Origin of the sequence: Zobellia galactanivorans (genome assembly GCF_000973105.1) — a bacterium.
Lineage (GTDB): Bacteria > Bacteroidota > Bacteroidia > Flavobacteriales > Flavobacteriaceae > Zobellia > Zobellia galactanivorans.
Window position 1 is genome coordinate 1,904,177 of record NC_015844.1, and the last position, 18,579, is coordinate 1,922,755.

Below are 18,579 nucleotides of genomic sequence, written 5' to 3' on the forward strand. Positions count from 1 at the left end.
AAATTGGTGAAAATTAATCAATTTTTACGAATTTTTGTTTTAAAACTAAGCGTTTTTGAGATTTGAGTACTAGAAATAAAAAACTCCCGTCATAAAATACGGGAGTCGTGAATTCATTATAAGATAACCGGAGACATTTATGCTTCGGCTTCTTCAGTCTTGTCAATTAAAACCTGACCTTTGTAATAAAGCTTACCTTCATGCCAGTGTGCTCTGTGAAACAGGTGCATCTCGCCAGTGGTAGGGTCTTTTGCCAAAGTTGGCGCTACCGCTTTATAGTGGGTTCTTCTTTTATCCCTTCTGGTTTTCGATATTTTTCTCTTAGGATGTGCCATTTAAAACTTATTTATCCGTTAACAGTTTCTTTAATTCGTCCCATCTGGGATCACTCTCTTTTTTCTCTTCCTTGGGCTGCAATTCTTCTAGCTTTTTTAAAGCTTCCGACTGCAACGTACCATCTAAAACCCCTGGGTGAATTCTTTTTTGTGGTACGGCCAACACTAACATTTCGTATACGTATTGCGCAATATTGACCTGATGTTCTCCATGGGGAATAATCAAAATCTCATCATCTTCGTCATTAAACTCACTCCCGAACTTGACCACTAATTCCAAATCTGCCCCAATAGGCTGATCAAAAGGTTCGTTGGTCAGGTCGCAATTTACATTAACCGTGCCTTGGGCTTTCATCTCAAACTCGAGCATAGTGCTCATTTTATTCAAGACCACATGCAAATCGATGTCGGCGGCGTTGAATTCGTCGTACCCAAAAGATTCAAAGAACGGGTTGTTAATCGTATACTCAAATTCGTGTTTTCCTTGTCCTAACCCCGAGAAAGGAATGTAAAACTCCTTTTGCTTCATCATTTCAACACTGATTTTAATATACCGCCTGATTAAAGGCGGGTGCAAAGATACTATTTTTTAGTAAAATTCCAACGCTTTTTTAATTGGATTTCAAGAAGTTCGCCTATCTTTTAGCCCATTTATTGAATTTTAGCGGCTTGTATACGGCAAAAACCCAATTTTAACGGCGAATTCGCTGCTTTTGCAAGGGGTTTGCAGTAAGCTCTTGGTACTCTTTTCTGTTCTTAAATATATGCAAGGCGGTAAACACCGCTTCTTTGAAGGAGCTGGGGTCGGCCTCTCCTTTTCCGGCAATCTCGTAGGCCGTACCGTGATCGGGGGAAGTCCGCACCTTTGAAAGGCCTGCCGTATAGTTGACCCCCTTGCCAAACGACAAGGTTTTAAAAGGGATAAGCCCTTGGTCGTGATATGCGGCCAATATGGCATCAAAACTCTTATAGGCATCGGAACCGAAAAAGCTATCGGCCGAGTAAGGCCCGAAAACCAAATGGCCCGCATCTGACATTTCTTTAATGACCGGCTTCAACACCTCATCGTCTTCTTTGCCGATAACGCCGTTATCGCCACTATGCGGGTTAATGCCCAACAAAGCTATTTTAGGCGCACGTATGCCAAAATCCATCTGAAGTGATTTTTCTATGGTGCGCACTTTATCCCGAATTAAAATCGGGTTGATTGCGGCAGAAACATCTTTTACCGCAAGGTGATCGGTAAGCAAGCCCACCTTAAGATCGTCGGTGACCATGAACATCAAGCTCTCCCCTTCCAGCTCTTGCGCCAAGAAATCGGTATGTCCGGGAAACTTAAAATCATCGGCCTGAATATTGTTCTTATTGATCGGGGCCGTAACCAAAACGTCTATGCTGTCGTTTTTCAATGCCTCGACCGCCGCACGTAAAGATGCAATGGCGAACTTACCGGCTTCTGGGGTGGCTTCGCCGAATTTGATTTTAGGAACCTCCTTCCAGACATTTACCACGTTTATCTTGCCGTCCACCGCTTTTGAGGCATCACTTACACCGTGATAGTTGATATCGAGCCCCAATTCCTTTTTCTGAAAAGAAATGGTTTTGTTCGAAGCAAAGATAACCGGGGTGCAAAAATCGAGCATACGGGCATCTTCAAAGGTCTTGAGTACGACCTCGCAACCTATTCCGTTCAAATCGCCTATTGAAATACCGAGTCTAATTTTTCCTTCTTCCTGCATCTTATTCTTTACCTTTGCCTAATCATATAGGGTACAAAACTACTTAAATTTAACGGAACATGTTTACGGGCATTATCGAAACTTTGGGCGAAATACAGCAATTACAACATGAAGGCGGAAACCTTCACATAACGGTAAAATCTTCTTTGGCCCCAGAACTCAAAATTGACCAGAGCGTAGCGCATAACGGCGTCTGCCTTACCGTAGTTTCATTAGATGAAAACACCTATACCGTAACCGCCATTGACGAGACCCTACAAAAAACGAATTTAGGGGAATTAAAGGTAGGCGAAAAGGTAAACTTGGAACGCGCCATGATTTTGGGTTCGCGCCTAGACGGCCATATCGTTCAGGGCCATGTTGACCAGACCGGAACCTGTACGGCCATTGAGGAAAAAGACGGAAGTTGGTTCTTTACCTTCGAATACGATGCCGCTACCGGAAACCCTACCATAGAAAAAGGCTCCATTACTATTGACGGCACGAGCCTTACTGTCGTAAATTCAGGCAAGAACAGTTTTAGTGTTGCCATTATTCCCTACACCTACGAGCACACCCGATTTAAGTCGTACCAAATCGGCACGGTGGTCAACCTTGAGTTCGATGTTATCGGCAAGTATGTAGCCAAGCTCATGTCTCACCGAAACGAGGCTTAAACTATTTTTTCTCCGAAAAGCTCACCTTGGTGCCCTTTTTGTCCTTTTTAAAACCGATCAGTTGCTGCTTGGCATCCAAAGCCGCTTTTACATAGGCCTTAAAGGCTTTGTAGTCACTTGCGGCAATACGTACTTTAGGGGTATTTGCCTCTATGGAAATATGTAGTTCATTGTCTTTGACCAAATCGTAATCGATTTTGAAACGATGCTTTTTAAAACTGTAATCGGCACTTTCAGGAATTTCAACAAAGCGCTGACCCTCCTCCAATTTGATCACATAACTCGATTTGTAGGTGTCGGCATTCTCATACAATAGATAATCTATGGGAAAGGCCCGCTCATCATCTTGTATGATCGAAGTATTATAGGCATTGTTCACGGCCGGAATACGAAATACCTTCATACTGCCAATTTCATCGAACTTTTCGTTTACGGTAAGATCTGACACATATTTTAATACCGGGGAACGCAGTTCATAATGAATGTCGTGAATACTATCGAAGGTGAAGTCTTCCGAAATCCTACTTTTAAAATCATCGGCAAGGCTCTTTCGTATGACCTCATAGTTCTTCTCCTTAAAAATAGCCGCATAATGCGAATTGATGCTTCCCTTTAAAATAGATTCTATCCGTAACTGATGTCTCCCCTCACCTATGTTGTATTCCATTTTACTTTCAAGTTCCGTGGCGATATGGGCAATATCGTCTAGCTTGTAAATACCGCTTTTGACGTCCTTTACCCATTTATTAGGTATATCTAAAGCGGTCGCATGCTCTAAACTGGTAGGTATGGCCCTATAGGGCATATTGTTGTCCGTTAGCTCCAAGTACTGGGGCTTGCCCTCTATAAACACCTTGGCGATACAGTGGTTGAAATCTTGACTGGGCAAGGTCATGGTTTTTTCCCCGTAATCTGAAGTCAGCACTAAAACCAAGTGGGCCTTTAACCCGGCCATTTGGGCCAAGGTCACGTAGAGGGTGGAAAAATCCTTACAATCGCCCAGTTTGGACTTTATAGTTTTCGCTGGCCGTTGTGGCACGTATCCGCTCTGCCTAAAACCTACATAGCTATAACTGAAGTTCTCCATAATATAGTAGTAGATCCTTGAAGCCTTTTCGTCGTCGGTTAGGGATGCACTTCCCCTTGGAAAGATTTTGTCGAAGGCCTCCTGAACATCTGAATTGACCACCATTTGCGGTCGCACCAAATCAGAATACCAATGGGCTATATCATCCCAGGAACCAATGGTACTTACATGCACATACCTGGCAATATCGCCAAGGCTGGGCATAAAGTTCTCTTCGGGCTCCAATTCTTCTTGACCCGTGGTTTCCCACTCATGGTAGACATAGTCATCTACCTCTTCGGTGCGGTAGGGCACCTCTCCGTTTAGGGTCTTGCTTATAAACTCTTTACCCTTGGGTACCAACACCTTTAAACTGTTCTTGTAAATAGGGTGATAGGAATCGAATTGAAAATAATCGACATGGTCTTTATAAAAGCGTCCGCTATTGGCATAACTACTTTCGTAATCGACATAGAGAATATCGCCGATCTCAAGGTTATTGAAAACAAGGTTTGAACCGCTCCTCGATGCCGGAACGATTTTTTTGTTCGGCTTTACGATTTCGGATTTCGTGATGTGGTAATTTCCCGAAAGCCCCAAGTTTACTTCCTTCAACGATTCTATTCCACTGTCACTGGTGACTTCCACCACATAACGGGTTCTTGATTTGCCTCCCCCTTCAGGATAGAGTTGCAACAGGCTTTCATCTAACAAATAATTAAACCCATAATGACCTTTAACGCCCCTGCTCCTGTTCTCGGCCATAAACTCGTAAATATTTGGGGTGGCAAATTCTTCCAAATAGTCTTTGGCGTTCGAAAGGTCGTCGATTTTTTTACGGAGCGCGGCGTTGGCGCTATTGTGCTTCAATGACTTTTTATACCAGGTCAAGGCTTCCTTTTTGCGGCCAGACTGTTCCAATGCCGTTCCTTTTAATTCCATGGCAACAAAGGAATACGGAAAGTTCTTGAGCATCTGGTCAATATAGGGCAATGACGCTTCATACTTTTTATATTCGTGCAGATAGGCTATATAATCTGAGAGATAGATATTATCATGGGCGACCAGGTCATATCTATTTTCAAACAGGGACAAGGCCTCGTCTTTTCGGTTTTGCTTATTGTAAAAACTGGCCAGGGTCTTCAGGGCGGCGTAATCAAAATAGCTGGCGTTTATGTTTTCAAGCAGTTCAATAGCCTTGTCGTCTTCGTTCAAATAGCCCGAGTATATTCCGATATAGGCCTTTACTACGCCCAATTGGTCACGGTGCTTTTCTGTAATTTCCTTTAGACTCTGCTTTACGGCACCCTTATCTTCTTTTCTAATATGCAATAACAATTGGGCCGATTCCTTTAAAACATCCATATCCGTAGAGGCCGAAAAATCGTTTACAAATTTTTCAAACTCAACCAAGGGAAGCTTGAATAATTCACGCGAATCTTCAAATTGGTATACATACGACAAATAATAATTTTCGTCATCGTTTTGAATATTCTTCTGCACCTCTTTGGCCGAGACGTAATCGTTTTCCTTAGAGTAGCTTTCGATCAGGTACTTTCGCAAAAACGAACTTTGCGGGTATGCTGCCAGCAAAGGCTGCAACAAAGCCTTGGCCTCGTTGTACTTTGAATTACGCAAATAGGCGTTGATCAGGCATAGCTTGTTCATAAAATCGTTGGGGCTTGCCTCTAATCTCTTCTTAAAAAAAGCTTCTATCGGATGGTCTACCGGTTGCGGGGCGATTCTAGCCAAGGTACTTTTTTGGTAATCGCTCGGCTTGGCGCTATATGTCAAATCACTGATAGGGCGACCTTCTTCGTCGGTAATCCTAACAATAAAATAGGCAATGCCGTTCGTATCCGCATTTTTTACTAAAAGTCGGTTATTGCCTTTTGGAAGGTTGACCAAAACGTTATACGCATCTAAGTCGGTAATGCCGTCATTAGTATTCTCATAGATCAGTACATCGTTCAACCAGAGTTTTGAAAAAGACGAGCTGCCCAAGCGCACTACCACTTTTCTATCCGATGGATTGTAAATGAATGTTTGGGCATAATTGACCCCTCCTCCGTATTCGCTATGGTTCGAGTAATACTGGTAGGCTTCCTTTTTACGTTCATCGATTTCATACCAGTTTATAAAACCATTGCTGTTGGCATTAAAATCATTTTGGGACACGGCATATTTTTCAGGACCGTATTCCGTGTCAAGTCCACTGCCATTCAAATTTTCAAAACTACCACAGAATTGCCATGCTTTGATCGCGGGTATTTCAGCATTTATTTGATAGTAGGTTTCCCAGTCATCGGAATGTTGGGCCACGGCCGATTTTAGGTACCGAAGCGATTCCTTTACCGTTGGGTTTTGGATCGCATCAAGTTTTAGCTCATTTATGTTCCTTACGTTTTTTCCGTTAAAACCCGTGCTGAGATAGGTATCAAAGAAGAAATTATGGTTCCAAAGGGCATAGAGATAGTATTCATAATCGGGAAAGGAACTGACTTTTTCTATAAAGCCTTCATCATTGGCGAAGATGCCGTTCTCGTTCTTAATAATTTCCCTAGTGAGTATTTCTTGTAGGGTTTTCTGTTTCTTCTTTTCGAACTTTGAGAGTGCCTCAGACTGCCGATTTTGAAAGAGGTATTGCCAATGGGTTTCCAATTTGGTGTTTTCTTGGCCTTGGACGGAAAAAACGGACAGGGCACAAACTACGAGCAAAATGCGAAGAAATCTCATGGCAGAGGCAGGTTTTGTTGGGTTTGGATAGATGATAACGCAGGTTTCCCATAATTGGTATACGTGATATGGAAAACTAGATGTAACCACTAAACCCGCTAAATTAGGAGCACCGACCCATCGGCCAAAACACAATAAGAGCGAACAACCAGCGTTGATTCATAAGATGTTGCCCATACATCTACACTAATCAGGAGTCCCAAATCACTCCCTAAACCTGCCATTATGAAAAAGTACTTTGTATACCTACTATGCACTGTTTTCGCGTCGATGACCCTAAGTTGCTCAAAAGACGAAAAGGAACCCGACCTTATAAACGGAGAGGCCAAAATATCGAATGAAACCGGACTATCATTTGTAAACTCGCAAGGCTTCACTGCCGACCATGTGACCTTCAAGCTAAGGCATGGCACCAATGCCGAAAAAGAATACGGACAAAGTCTCGATACATACAGTTATACCGAGCTAGAGGAAGGAGCGCGGACCATTTACCAAATAAAGGTATTTGCGGAAGGCGAAGAAATCCCCTATAGCGCCTACACCATTGATGCCGAAGGCAATAAAAAAGAAATCAAATCGACCTCTATTGTCGAGATCAAGAAAAACGCGGTGTTTAAAATTTTCTTGGAGGAAGCGCTTTAGAACGCTTCCCCTGTTTTTTTTATGAGGTTACAGAATATTTTCTTTCATCTTGCCCCATGCCCTTATAAGCAAGATACCGGATACTACGGCTATTCCGGTAAGCCATAGTGCGGACTCGGTTCTTCCATAGATCCAATAACCCGTCGCGAACATAATGGTATAGATCAACACACAACCAAGAACCATTGCAGTGATACCTTGAGGTACACTCCACTTTTCATTTTCTTTCTTGATGACTTCCCCGTCCACTTCGGCCTCATCGACCACTTTAGCCCATCCTGGACCACCGGGTTGAATACGCTTGTAGAAAGAACGAAGGGTATCTTTCGATTCGGGTTGTGTCATAAAGGTCGCTGTTAACCAAATGGTAGTAGTAAGCACTACCACAAAGGGATACTCGGCCCAATCTGGAAAAACCCCGGTCGTTTCTGCAAACAGTAAAGGACCTAAGGCCGTTGTCTTCAATAATATAGATATAATCCCGGAAGCGAACATAGCGGTAATCTCACTCCATGCATTAATTCGCCACCAGAACCAACGCAAGATAAAAATGAGTCCCGTACCTGCACCAAAAGTCAACAATATATCAAATATCTGTAGTGCGTTTTCAAGGGCCAATGCCAAACCTGCACTGAGAACCATAAGCACCACCGTAGAGATTCTTCCCACGGCCACCATTTGCTTTTCCGTAGCATTAGGATTTACCTGTTGCTTATAAAAATCAAACACAATATAGGAGGACCCCCAGTTTAGCTGGGTTGAAATGGTACTCATATAAGCCGCGATCAAGGAAGCCAGAACCACCCCAAGGAGTCCGCTCGGCAATTTGGTCAACATAGCGGAATATGCCAAATCTTGCCCCAACTTGTCTTCGGCAATATTCGGGAAGGCTTCGTGGATACTGGCAATATCAGGATATACGACCAATGAGGCCAAGGCTACCAAAATCCAAGGCCAAGGCCTTAGGGCATAGTGCATGATATTAAAAAAGAAAGTGGCACCGATAGCATGGTTCTCATCTTTTGCCGCCAACATACGTTGGGCGATATATCCCCCACCACCGGGTTCCGCACCTGGATACCAAGAGGACCACCATTGTACGGCCAAAGGAATTATAAAGAGGGTTATCAACGCCTTTCTATTGCTAAAGTCAGGTACGATATCAAGCTTGTTCATTACATTTTCGTGGGCCATCAATGCCTCGATACCGCCTACTTCGGGAATGTTCACCAAATAATACGCGGCGCCTATTGCTCCTGCCATAGCCACGAAGAACAAAAGAAAATCGGTATAAACCACTCCTTTAAAACCACCTAGGGCGCTAAAAGTAACGGTAATCAAACCCGCTCCGACCACGGTTTCCCATGGTTCCAAGCCTAGCATAATACCCCCGATCTTAATGGCCGCCAAGGTAACCGAAGCCATTGTGATTATATTAAAAAGGGCCCCTAAATAAATGGCCCTAAACTTTCTCAAAAAACTAGCGGGTTTACCGCCATAGCGCATTTCATAAAACTCTAAATCGGTATTGACATTTGACCTACGCCAAAGTTTAGCATAGACAAAAACCGTTAAAAGCCCCGTAATCAAAAACGCCCACCAGACCCAGTTGCCCGACACGCCATTGGTTCTAACGATATCGGTCACCAAATTGGGTGTATCGGTAGAAAAGGTAGTCGCAACCATTGACAGCCCCAACAACCACCAAGGCATGGTTCGTCCCGAAAGAAAAAATTCCGAAGAATCTTTACCCGACTTTTTAGAAACATAAAAACCTATACCAAGAACAATTGTAAAAAAAACAATGATAAAACTGTAGTCTAATGTAGATAACTCCATTAATAATTAAGGGTTTTCGGTGAATCGTTAAAGATATTGTTTTTTTAGAATACTTTTGCTGTTTATCAATCAAACCTCTTCTTGTGTTTTTAACCACTTCTTTCGACATTACGCTTACCGCTTGGGCCCTTGCATTTACGGCCGCCATCGTTATCGGACTCTCAAAGGCTGGTATTAAGGGAATTGCAATCGTTAATGTAACCCTTATGGCCCTTGCCTTTAGCGCCAAGGCATCTACGGGCATCGTAGTTCCGCTACTGGTCGTGGGCGATATTTTTGCCGTTATTTATTACAACCGCCACACCAGATGGTCACATATCGTGAAGTTCTTGCCGTGGATCCTGGTCGGTATCGTTTGCGGCGTATTAATTGGAAACGACTTGGATGAAGCCGTATTTAAAATTGCCATGGCCATTATCATCTTGGTCAGCGTCATTATGATGTATTGGTGGGACAGGCGTAAATCGAAATCCGTACCAACGCATTGGCTCTTTGCGGGCCTTGTAGGAACCGTTGCCGGCATCACTACCATGATCGGTAATTTAGGTGGGGCCTTCAGCAATATCTACTTTTTGGCCATGCGGGTACCCAAAAATGAGTTTATCGGAACGGCCGCTTGGCTATTCCTTATTATCAATGTACTCAAATTACCCCTGCACATCTTTGTTTGGGAGACCATAACCGTTGAAACCCTTTTATTCGACCTGAAACTGATACCGGGTATTATTTTAGGGGTCTTCTTGGGCATACGTTTGGTGAAGATCATTAAAGAGGATTTCTACCGAAAGATGATTTTGGTACTTACGGCCCTTGGGGCCATAATGATCCTGATACGCTAATACGGTTTAACGATTTCGGCTTCATTCTACCCTTAAAAGCATATCGCCTACGCTTTTTCAAATTTAAATTGATATCAAGCTGGCAGAATTGTATATTGAACTCGTCTTTTTTGCTGGGATGGTCGTATATATTTATCATTACGGGCGTAAACCACTTAAGTTCAGTACAATTTTCTGTTAAAAGCGACCAAGACCCGGCCAAAACCATACTAAAAGTATACGCTGATGCGTTCGCTACTTATACGAAGACCCATCGCGGGCAGATTTTAAGGGGCAAATACCGACGAACACCTATAATTCCCAATTATAGGGGACGGTAAATTTTTATAGCAATGAAACAACTTTTTACATATATAGGCTTGCTATTGTTTGCTGTATCATGCAGCTCCATAGGCGTAGCCCGAAAATCAAATAAAAAAGGGAAGGTCGAAAGCTTTGCCTCGACCAGTGCCAAGGCCTATGACCGATTGATTACCAGTGAAGCCGATACCAACAACGGACTTTTTGATGTTCACAAAATAGGGGACAAGTATTATTTTGAAATACCCGATAGTCTTTTCAAACGTGAGATGCTGGTCGTGACCCGATTCATAAAAACCCCTTCAGGTGCGGGAAACTACGGTGGTGAAAAAATTTCAGAGAACACCATTACCTTTGAAAGGGGACCTTCAAACAATATTTTTCTTCGTATTTCTACCTTGGTAAGCGCTGCCAGTGAAGACGATGCCATATCAAAGGCGGTCAACAATTCCAACATTACCCCCATTCTTGAAGCCTTCCCGATTAAGGCGACCAATGAAGACCGACAATCGCATGTAATAGAGGTTACCGATTTCATCAATAGCGAAAATCCGCTCTTGGCCCTTAGTAGTGACCAAAAAGACGATTACAAGCTTACCTCGCTTGAAAAAGACAAATCATATATAAAGGAAATCAATTCATTTCCCGTAAATACGGAAATCAAGACCGTTAAGACCTATAAGGCCAAATCGGGTTCCAATAAAAGAAAGGAACTTCCTGCGGCCATTCTTGCAGGAGTCGTCACCTTGGAAATCAACAACTCTTTTATCTTGCTTCCGAAGGAGCCCATGAGAAAAAGACTGTACGATGCCCGCGTAGGCTATTTTGCCAGTTCGTACTTGGAATACGGCGACGACCAGCAACAGGTCGACCGCAATACCTACATTCACAGATGGAGACTAGAACCCAAGCCTGAAGATTCATTGAAATGGAAGCGCGGCGAATTGGTAGAGCCGAAAAAACCAATCGTTTATTATATCGACCCGGCCACCCCTAAGAAGTGGAGGCCTTTCCTGATACAAGGAATCAACGATTGGCAAGTGGCTTTCGAACAGGCCGGATTTAAAAACGCCATCATCGGCAAACCTTGGCCAGAGAACGACAAAAGCATGAGCCTGGAAGATTCCCGCTTTTCCGTTTTACGCTATTTTGCCTCTCCTTCCAAAAATGCATACGGCCCCAATATTGTCGACCCCAGAAGCGGTGAAATATTAGAGAGCCATATTGGGTGGTACCACAACCTGATGAGCCTATTGCACAGTTGGTACATGGTTCAGGCAGGTGCCGTAGACGAGCGCGCAAGAAAAATGGAATACGACACCGAACTTATGGGAAATCTTATCCGTTTTGTCGCTTCCCACGAGGTCGGACATACGTTAGGATTGAGACACAATATGGGCGCCAGCTCGGCAACGCCCGTAGAGAAATTACGCGATGCGGAATTTTTACTTAAGAACGGACATACCAGTTCGATCATGGACTATGCCCGTTTCAATTACGTAGCGCAACCTGAAGACAGTATTCCTGCGGAAGATCTAATGCCCCGCATCGGCGATTACGATAAATGGGCCATACAATGGGGCTATTCAAGGTTTGCGGATGATTTGTCGTTAAAGGAAGAAAAAGAACTTTTGAGCCAAATGGTAGTCGACAGTGTTTCGGCCAACCCAAGACTTTGGTTCGGTGGCGAAGGCCGTGATTTCGACCCTAGGTCACAGACCGAAGACCTTGGTGACGATGCCATGCAAGCCAGTATGTACGGCATTCTGAACTTACAGCGTATTGCGCCCTATCTAAAAAAATGGACGCAGGAAAAAAGTAGCGATGACTACGCCAACCTCGATCAAATCTATAAGGACCTCGTAGGGCAGTATAGCGATTATATTTTTCACGTAGCGAAAAACATTGGGGGCATCTATGTTACCCCGAAGACCATGGGTGAAGAAGGAGAAGTCTACCGTCCGGTTGAAAAGCAAAAGCAAAAACAGGCCTTGGTGTTTTTGAGCAATTATATCTTTAAGGAACCGAAATGGTTGTTGCGGAACGATATATTGAACGCCATTCAGTCTCCCCAATCGAAAGAATCGGTAACCAAGACCATGGAAAGCGTCATGATGAACCTTTTGGGCGGCAGCCGTTTGAGTCGAATGACCTTTATTGCCGAGCGCTACGAAGACGAAGATCCCTATCATCCCCAGGAATATATGGACGATTTGAACCAGTTGGTCTGGGGGGATATGAACGTTTTCTATCAAACCAACGCCTACCGTAGAAAACTGCAAAAATCATACGTTTCCAACCTTATTACCCTTTACAAACCCGATGAAGCGGAAGGTCTGGTCGAAGGTATCTTGGCCAAATTATCGGAAGGTTACACCGCCAATACCGACGTACGTTCCTTGGCCCTTGACAACCTTATCAACCTGCAAAGCAAAATAAAGCGAACCATCCCGGTAATGACCGATAGGCTGACCATTGCCCATTTGAACTATTTGAAAAGGGAAATCGAATCGGTAGTCGGAGAAACCAAGGATGTAGACCCCTTGTTTATTCCTTTTCGAAGAGATTATTCCATTCAAGAGACCAAGGAAAAATAGTCGATTACCAATTTATTTTTCCCAAGCCCGGGACATCGGACGGGTATAACACCCCTTTTTCCAGTAAGAACAAGCCTTTAAAAGGGTCGTCTACCACATCTAAATGCCCGTCTAGATCGGCGTAACCTATATTGGGTCGGGAGAGTGCAAAATGAAGTCCTGCCGAAATTCCCAAGGCACATTCGTCGTTACAGCCCACCATGGTTTCAATACCTGCCGATTTGGCTACGGAATTGATGTGCATTCCCTCAAAAATGCCCCCTACCTTCATCAACTTGATATTTACCATATCTACCCTTTCATTCTGGGCCAGCCGGAATACATCGGTCAGGGTTTTTAAACTTTCATCGGCCATTAGCGGAATGTCGATCTGATCCATGACCTGACCTAGGCGTTCTTCCCTTTCCTGCTTCGTGGGCTGTTCAAAAATTTCGATACCTATTTGGCTGGTCGCCTTTACAAATGCCACCGAATCTACCACCGAATACCCTTGGTTTCCATCGAAGCGAAAAGTCACCTCGGGAAATTTTTCGTGTAACAAGGTCATTTTTTCAATGTCTTCCGCTAAGCTATGGCCTCCTTTAACCTTAAGGATAGAAAAACCCTGTTGCACAAACTCCTTGGCCTGCGCCATGGTCTCTTCCAAAGATAATATACCAATCGTTATACTTGTTGGAATGCTCTGTCGGTAACCGCCTAGAAACTTATACAGTGGCACATCGGCCTTCTTTGAAACGACATCGAAAAGCGCCATATCTACCATGGCCAAAGAAGATGACTTGCGCCCTAAGAGCTTTTTAAGGTCTTTAAGAATAAAGGCGTAGGTAAAAGGGTCCTTGCCTTTTAAATAAGGAAGGATAATGTCTTTTAAGGCCGCCTCTACTTCTTTAGGATGCTCTCCCGTCACTATCTTATCGGGAGCTCCACAACCGTAGCCAACAATGGCCGTATCGGTCTCTATTTTAAGGATAAAATTTACCGTATGATCAATGGTTTCGTAAGCAATGGTATAGGGAATGGAGAGCTTAAGGTCAAGTCGCTCGTAAGATACATTGGTTATTTTCATATCATTCTTTCCTTTACCAAGGCCACCAATTCTTTGGTGCCATATTTCAAGACATCAAAGGCAGGGAGTTTTGTTTCTAAGGTAATTTGTTTGCACGCCTCTAAAATCTCCTCTTCCTCCATTTCTTCATGGTTTACGGTAATGGCTATTACCTTTTTGCCCGAAATCACTTCAATGGCATTGATCTGTTCGGTCAAGGAGTGCATTTTATAGCCTGGAAACCCATCATATTCCAATCGCTTTGGGGCGTGTTGCAATATGACATAATCAGGCCTTCCCGCTGCCAAAATCTCAAAACCACCTGGGTAGGCCGGGTTCATAAGACTTCCCTGACCCTCAATAACGATAACATCGGGGTCTTCATTTTTATACGCGCTCACAACGGCATGTTCAATCTCACCCGAGACAAAATCGTTGATGCAGCTGTCCATTACCATACTGTATTTTGCCCCTTGCATCCAAGCGGTCTGCCCGGTCCCTATCATTTCTGCCTTCTGACCGGCATCCCTTAGACCGTGGACCAATAACCAAGCCGTAGTGCGTTTTCCCAGTGCGGAATCCGTTCCTAAAATGGCTAGTTTCAGACAATCTACCTTTTCTATTTCCCCTGTAAAAAAATGGAGTTTATCCCTATCCGGTGTTTTACGTACATCACGTACCCGACAATTATGTTTAGCGGCGATTGCCATCAATGCGGTATCGTTGGTCAAAAAGTCGTGCAGTCCGCTATCTACATTCCAGCCCATTTCCAAGGCTTTGGAAATGGTAGCCTTTGCTTCTTGTGGCAATCTTCCGCCATCGGGAGCCAAACCGATAACCAGCGACCCAGGGGTATTTCCCGAAGCGCCCAAGGTTTCAATGGCGTCGTCTATCGTTGCAAAAATGGGAATACCATTGGCTTTTCCATCAAGTACTTCGCCCGCATCCCTTGAAGCATAATTTGCATCCAATACGCCCACAATATCGTAACGTTCGGTAAAACGAACCAAGCCGTGTGCTGTTTTTCCATTAGGGGTATTGAAAGCCCCATCGCAATACACCAGGGCCTTTCCATCAATTGATTTTTTCATTCTCTTCGTATTAATTTTTTGCTGTCAGCACCGCAACAAAACGGTCTGGTTCAAAATTCATTTTTTCATCAAGTTCCAGCAATGCTATAAGTCCTGCAGTTGATGCCGGTAAAATGCGAAAACCCTCTTTCTTGGCCAATAAAGCCGTCATGTCCTTTAATTTTTTATCACTGATATTGTAGGCTTCGCCATCGGATTCCCTTAAGGCATACAGCGCTTCCTCCCCATCAAAACTGTGCCAGTTGATGAGCGGCTCATTGTATTTGGTCTCTTTAATCGTATCGGGATTCAAATCCTTGCAATGGTCCAATCCCTGCAAAAACGATTGAATGATCGGGTTTTTTCTAGAGGATGAGGCCGCTACCATTTTGGGTATTCTAGAAGTTTTCCCTCTCTTGTACAAACTAACGAAACCACGATAGATTCCTGCGAACAAGGTTCCGTTGGAAACGGGAACGGCACAATACTTGGGCGCATCTCCCAAATCTTCGAAAATTTCCGTTGCAATCTGGGAGTATGCACTAATCTGTAAAGGCGTATTCGCCCCGCCCGGGTTGGCATCGTACCAATCATGGGTTTTTGCCAATTCACTGCTTTCCTTTACAACGTCTTCATAACTGCCCGGCCTACGAACGATCTCTGCCCCCAGTAATTCCATCTCCACCACACGATCGGTATGAAAACTCTCGGGAATATAAATTCTACAAGCAATACCCGCCAAGTTAGCCGCCAAGGCCACCGCAACCCCGTAGTTGCCGCAAGTAGCCAAAGACACCATTTCAAACTCCCTTCGGAGGGCATCGTAGATTTGTGCAAAAGCAATTCGGTCTTTTTGGGTGCCGGTAGGATTATCACCTTCGTACTTGATATAAAGCTGGCGAATATCAAACTCACGTTCGAAGGCTTTGGCACGATGTAGGCCCGTATCGCCCACCTCGAGATTTATAATATCTTCATACGACTCCAAACGATCAACTAGCGAATTCCTTTTGTCCCTAACAAATTCACTTAGTTTTTTGGTCTCGGAAGACACCTTGTTTTCTGCGGTTTTCACCCCGTCCCTTAAATCCATTTTTACAGTTTGATGTGGGCAAATACCCTATCAAATGTAATATGTTTTTGGTCACGATGTAAAAAATAATTTTAAAATTACACGTCTGAAAATCAATCTTCTACACCAAACTTCTCCATTGTAGTGAGTTCAGGAGAACCTCCTCTACTTCCACATCCTGAAGCTATATATAAATCATCTTTAAAAAGCACTAAGCCACTACCGTGTCTGCCCTCTACCATAGTGGGAAGCGTATGCCATTTATGTGTGTTCAAATCCAAAACCTCAACTTCAGCATGTGCTTTTTCCTGCGTTGTAGATTCACCTCCAACAACTATCAATTCATTATTATAAAGTGCAGCGGCATTGCCTGCTCTCGGAGTAGGAATATGTTCCGGTAAAGTCTCCCAAGTGTCACTTTTTATATCATAGACATCAACCTCGCCTATGGTGCCCCCAAAAACAGAATTCGGATCAATACCCGAATTCCTCCCAGCAGGGACATAAATTTTTCCATCCGCTAAAACCGCCTGAAAATGATCCCTTGCACGAGGGGCATCTGCCAGTACTTCCCATTCACCCGTACTGGGGTCGTAACGGTCCAACCATTTTTTATGGTCTCCTATATGGCCGTTCTTTATTCCGCAGGAAATATAAATTTTGCCTTCGTACAGTACATTTCCCGTAGAACCCCGTCTTCTTTCCTCAGGAATTTCATCCCCTTTCGACCATTTGTCCGTGGCCGGGTCATAGATATAGATATGCTCCGTGGGGGTTTCTGCAGGATATTTGCCTGTTAAAGCCGCAATTAGGTATATTTTATTTTGATAGGTTACGGGTTGAAAATGATGAATTTCAATAGGTGGTTTTGCTCCTTCCGACCATGTCTGGGTCTTTGTATCATATATGCTCACAGGACGAATATCCCTTCCTCCCAATAAATAGAATTTATCACCTACCCTCACAAATGCCGCCTCATGGCGTGCCACGGGCTTACTACCATCTACGGACGCAACTTGCTCCCATTTCATAGTGGGCTTCTGAATGGTTATCTGGTCTACCGGATCTGCTACTTCCGTTTTTTTATCGGAATGGTTCTTACAAGCCGTGAATAGTAGAACACAACCCCATAAGACCATATATTTTTTGTTCATTTGGAATGATGTTTAGGTTTATCCAAATGTAGCAAAAATCAGCTTGAGAATTTTAGTTCGGCTTTTTCGAATTGAGATTTAGGAGCTTCACAGACCGAGCAAACATAGGTTTCAGGCAAATCTTCAAACGCCGTACCTACAGAAATTTCGGCTATTGAATCGCCATAGAGGGGGTCGTAGACCGTAAAGCACGATTGACATTGATGAATAGTCTTTGTCTCTTGCTCTATAGCCTTTTTTGGCGCTTCAGTTTTTTCTACCTCTCTACCTAGTTGGTCAAAATACTTTTTACTGAGTTCCATCAACAGACCTGGCAACTCGATTTTATCTACATCTTGGGCGTAGGCCAAATATTTTTGGGTATTGGGGTCAAAATTTTCAAAGTGGAGTACGTTGTACGTGGGGCGCACGTCAAAGTCTTTTACAATCGTAGGCGAACTGTTTTTTTCGATTATGACCGATGCAAAATGAGACCGCTTGCCCACATCGTTGCTAATGCCAAACGTTAATCCGTATGTACTAATATCGTTCTGGTCAAAACTACGTACCAAGAACTTTTTGAGTTCCAAAGCCTCATTATCGTCTACAGGAAGGTGCCAATTCATTTCCAACTGCGAATGCCTCACATTTATCCCCCATTGCCCCAAAAACCGTTCTAATGCCTGCCTGCTCTGTTTTTGTATCCCTTTTACGATGAACGATTTCCATGGGGTAATACAAATCTTCCCTATGCTATTGTCAAGGCAAAATCCACAAAATTCCTTAAGGAAGGAAAGATCATATCTGTTGTTTCGCCAATACAGGCCCAACCAATATTGATCAAGTCCCATACGGTTCATACCTTCATAATAAGGGAAGGTCAGGTAGGGAACTTTTAGCTCTTTTTCTATGGTCTTGTTGTTGGTATCCAGGTTTCTGTTCAGGACAAAAAACAGTTCTTCTACATCTTGAATATCTTCGTAAATACGTTCAATGGCCTTGGAAACGGCAGTAATATCCCAACTATATATCAAAACAGGATAATAGGCCGCTTTTTCCCAATGGGGCAGTTTAACGTTCAAATACCAATAGTCTTCGTTCTCCGAAGCTATAAAATTCAGGTTACCACTAAAGAGCGGAACCAATCTTTGTTTGGGGTCGGTGATATTTATTTTTAGTTTGGGCAGAAAATCAAACCCCTCTAAAATATAGAGATAGGTAGAACCTTTTAACCAATGGGTCATATCAAAAATATCGGCAGAAACATACGAGCTTACGATATTCTGGTATAGCCTTTCGGTAATGATATTGGTGTTGAACTTTGATATATGCTCCAACTGGCCTTCTTCTACGCCCTTTAGCGGAAAGAGCAAATCTTGTCTGGACCCGAAGTAGACTTCGCTCAGTCCGGCAGTTTCCAACAGACCAATAATATCCTTAAGCTCCCCTGGTGAGGTAACCCCTCCTTTTATCAATATACGGTGCAGATCATCGTTCATAATCCCGATTT

14 protein-coding genes are annotated in these 18,579 nt (G+C 43.6%); 4 read left to right on the plus strand and 10 right to left on the minus strand.

Annotation, left to right across the window (positions count from 1 at the left end):
• Positions 1-137: 137 nt before the first annotated feature.
• The 3 genes from rpmF to pdxA all read right to left on the minus strand — a co-directional run bounded on the left by rpmF (position 138) and on the right by pdxA (position 2,074).
• Complete coding sequence (rpmF, locus tag ZOBGAL_RS07645) at positions 138-335, minus strand: 50S ribosomal protein L32 (protein ID WP_013992973.1); 198 nt, start codon at positions 333-335, stop codon at positions 138-140.
• A 7-nt stretch (positions 336-342) separates the two neighbouring features.
• Entirely contained in the window at positions 343-867 is a 525-nt protein-coding gene (locus ZOBGAL_RS07650) for a YceD family protein (protein ID WP_013992974.1), read from the minus strand.
• 160 nt (positions 868-1,027) lie between these two features.
• Positions 1,028-2,074, minus strand: coding sequence for a 4-hydroxythreonine-4-phosphate dehydrogenase PdxA (gene pdxA / locus ZOBGAL_RS07655; RefSeq protein WP_013992975.1), 1,047 nt, complete (start codon positions 2,072-2,074; stop codon positions 1,028-1,030).
• 59 nt (positions 2,075-2,133) lie between these two features.
• Here pdxA and ZOBGAL_RS07660 point away from each other — a divergent pair, with 59 nt between their 5' ends.
• Positions 2,134-2,730 carry a riboflavin synthase gene (locus ZOBGAL_RS07660; protein ID WP_013992976.1) on the plus strand — a complete coding sequence of 199 codons (597 nt, stop codon included), beginning with the start codon at positions 2,134-2,136 and terminating at the stop codon, positions 2,728-2,730.
• A gap of 1 nt (position 2,731) precedes the next feature.
• Here the strand turns inward: ZOBGAL_RS07660 and ZOBGAL_RS07665 are convergent, their stop codons facing one another.
• Positions 2,732-6,532 (minus strand): transglutaminase domain-containing protein, encoded by a 3,801-nt coding sequence (locus ZOBGAL_RS07665; RefSeq protein ID WP_013992977.1) that lies wholly within the window; start codon positions 6,530-6,532, stop codon positions 2,732-2,734.
• Between the two features lie 225 nt (positions 6,533-6,757).
• Here ZOBGAL_RS07665 and ZOBGAL_RS07670 point away from each other — a divergent pair, with 225 nt between their 5' ends.
• The gene (locus ZOBGAL_RS07670; RefSeq protein WP_013992978.1) at positions 6,758-7,174 is read left to right on the plus strand and encodes a hypothetical protein; all 417 of its coding nucleotides are present in this window, start codon (positions 6,758-6,760) and stop codon (positions 7,172-7,174) included.
• Between the two features lie 27 nt (positions 7,175-7,201).
• Here ZOBGAL_RS07670 and ZOBGAL_RS07675 read toward each other — a convergent pair whose 3' ends face one another.
• Positions 7,202-9,013 carry a sodium:solute symporter family protein gene (locus ZOBGAL_RS07675; protein ID WP_013992979.1) on the minus strand — a complete coding sequence of 604 codons (1,812 nt, stop codon included), beginning with the start codon at positions 9,011-9,013 and terminating at the stop codon, positions 7,202-7,204.
• Positions 9,014-9,096: 83 nt separating this feature from the next.
• Between ZOBGAL_RS07675 and ZOBGAL_RS07680 the strand changes: the two genes are divergently transcribed.
• Together ZOBGAL_RS07680 and ZOBGAL_RS07685 are read left to right on the plus strand one after the other, a co-directional pair.
• Positions 9,097-9,852, plus strand: coding sequence for a sulfite exporter TauE/SafE family protein (locus ZOBGAL_RS07680; protein ID WP_013992980.1), 756 nt, complete (start codon positions 9,097-9,099; stop codon positions 9,850-9,852).
• A 332-nt stretch (positions 9,853-10,184) separates the two neighbouring features.
• Positions 10,185-12,749, plus strand: coding sequence for a zinc-dependent metalloprotease (locus tag ZOBGAL_RS07685; RefSeq protein ID WP_013992982.1), 2,565 nt, complete (start codon positions 10,185-10,187; stop codon positions 12,747-12,749).
• Positions 12,750-12,753: 4 nt separating this feature from the next.
• Here the strand turns inward: ZOBGAL_RS07685 and ZOBGAL_RS07690 are convergent, their stop codons facing one another.
• The 5 genes from ZOBGAL_RS07690 to ZOBGAL_RS07710 all read right to left on the minus strand — a co-directional run bounded on the left by ZOBGAL_RS07690 (position 12,754) and on the right by ZOBGAL_RS07710 (position 18,568).
• The gene (locus ZOBGAL_RS07690) at positions 12,754-13,815 is read right to left on the minus strand and encodes a mandelate racemase/muconate lactonizing enzyme family protein (RefSeq protein ID WP_013992983.1); all 1,062 of its coding nucleotides are present in this window, start codon (positions 13,813-13,815) and stop codon (positions 12,754-12,756) included.
• Positions 13,812-14,885, minus strand: coding sequence for a DUF1611 domain-containing protein (locus ZOBGAL_RS07695; RefSeq protein ID WP_013992984.1), 1,074 nt, complete (start codon positions 14,883-14,885; stop codon positions 13,812-13,814). Before ZOBGAL_RS07695 ends, ZOBGAL_RS07690 begins: the two co-directional genes overlap by 4 nt.
• A 10-nt stretch (positions 14,886-14,895) precedes the next feature.
• Positions 14,896-15,957 carry a pyridoxal-phosphate dependent enzyme gene (locus ZOBGAL_RS07700; RefSeq protein ID WP_013992985.1) on the minus strand — a complete coding sequence of 354 codons (1,062 nt, stop codon included), beginning with the start codon at positions 15,955-15,957 and terminating at the stop codon, positions 14,896-14,898.
• Positions 15,958-16,049: 92 nt separating this feature from the next.
• A complete protein-coding gene (locus ZOBGAL_RS07705; protein WP_013992986.1) occupies positions 16,050-17,090 on the minus strand; it encodes a Kelch repeat-containing protein in 1,041 nt (346 codons plus the stop codon).
• A gap of 38 nt (positions 17,091-17,128) precedes the next feature.
• Entirely contained in the window at positions 17,129-18,568 is a 1,440-nt protein-coding gene (locus ZOBGAL_RS07710; protein WP_013992987.1) for a rubredoxin, read from the minus strand.
• Positions 18,569-18,579: the final 11 nt, after the last annotated feature.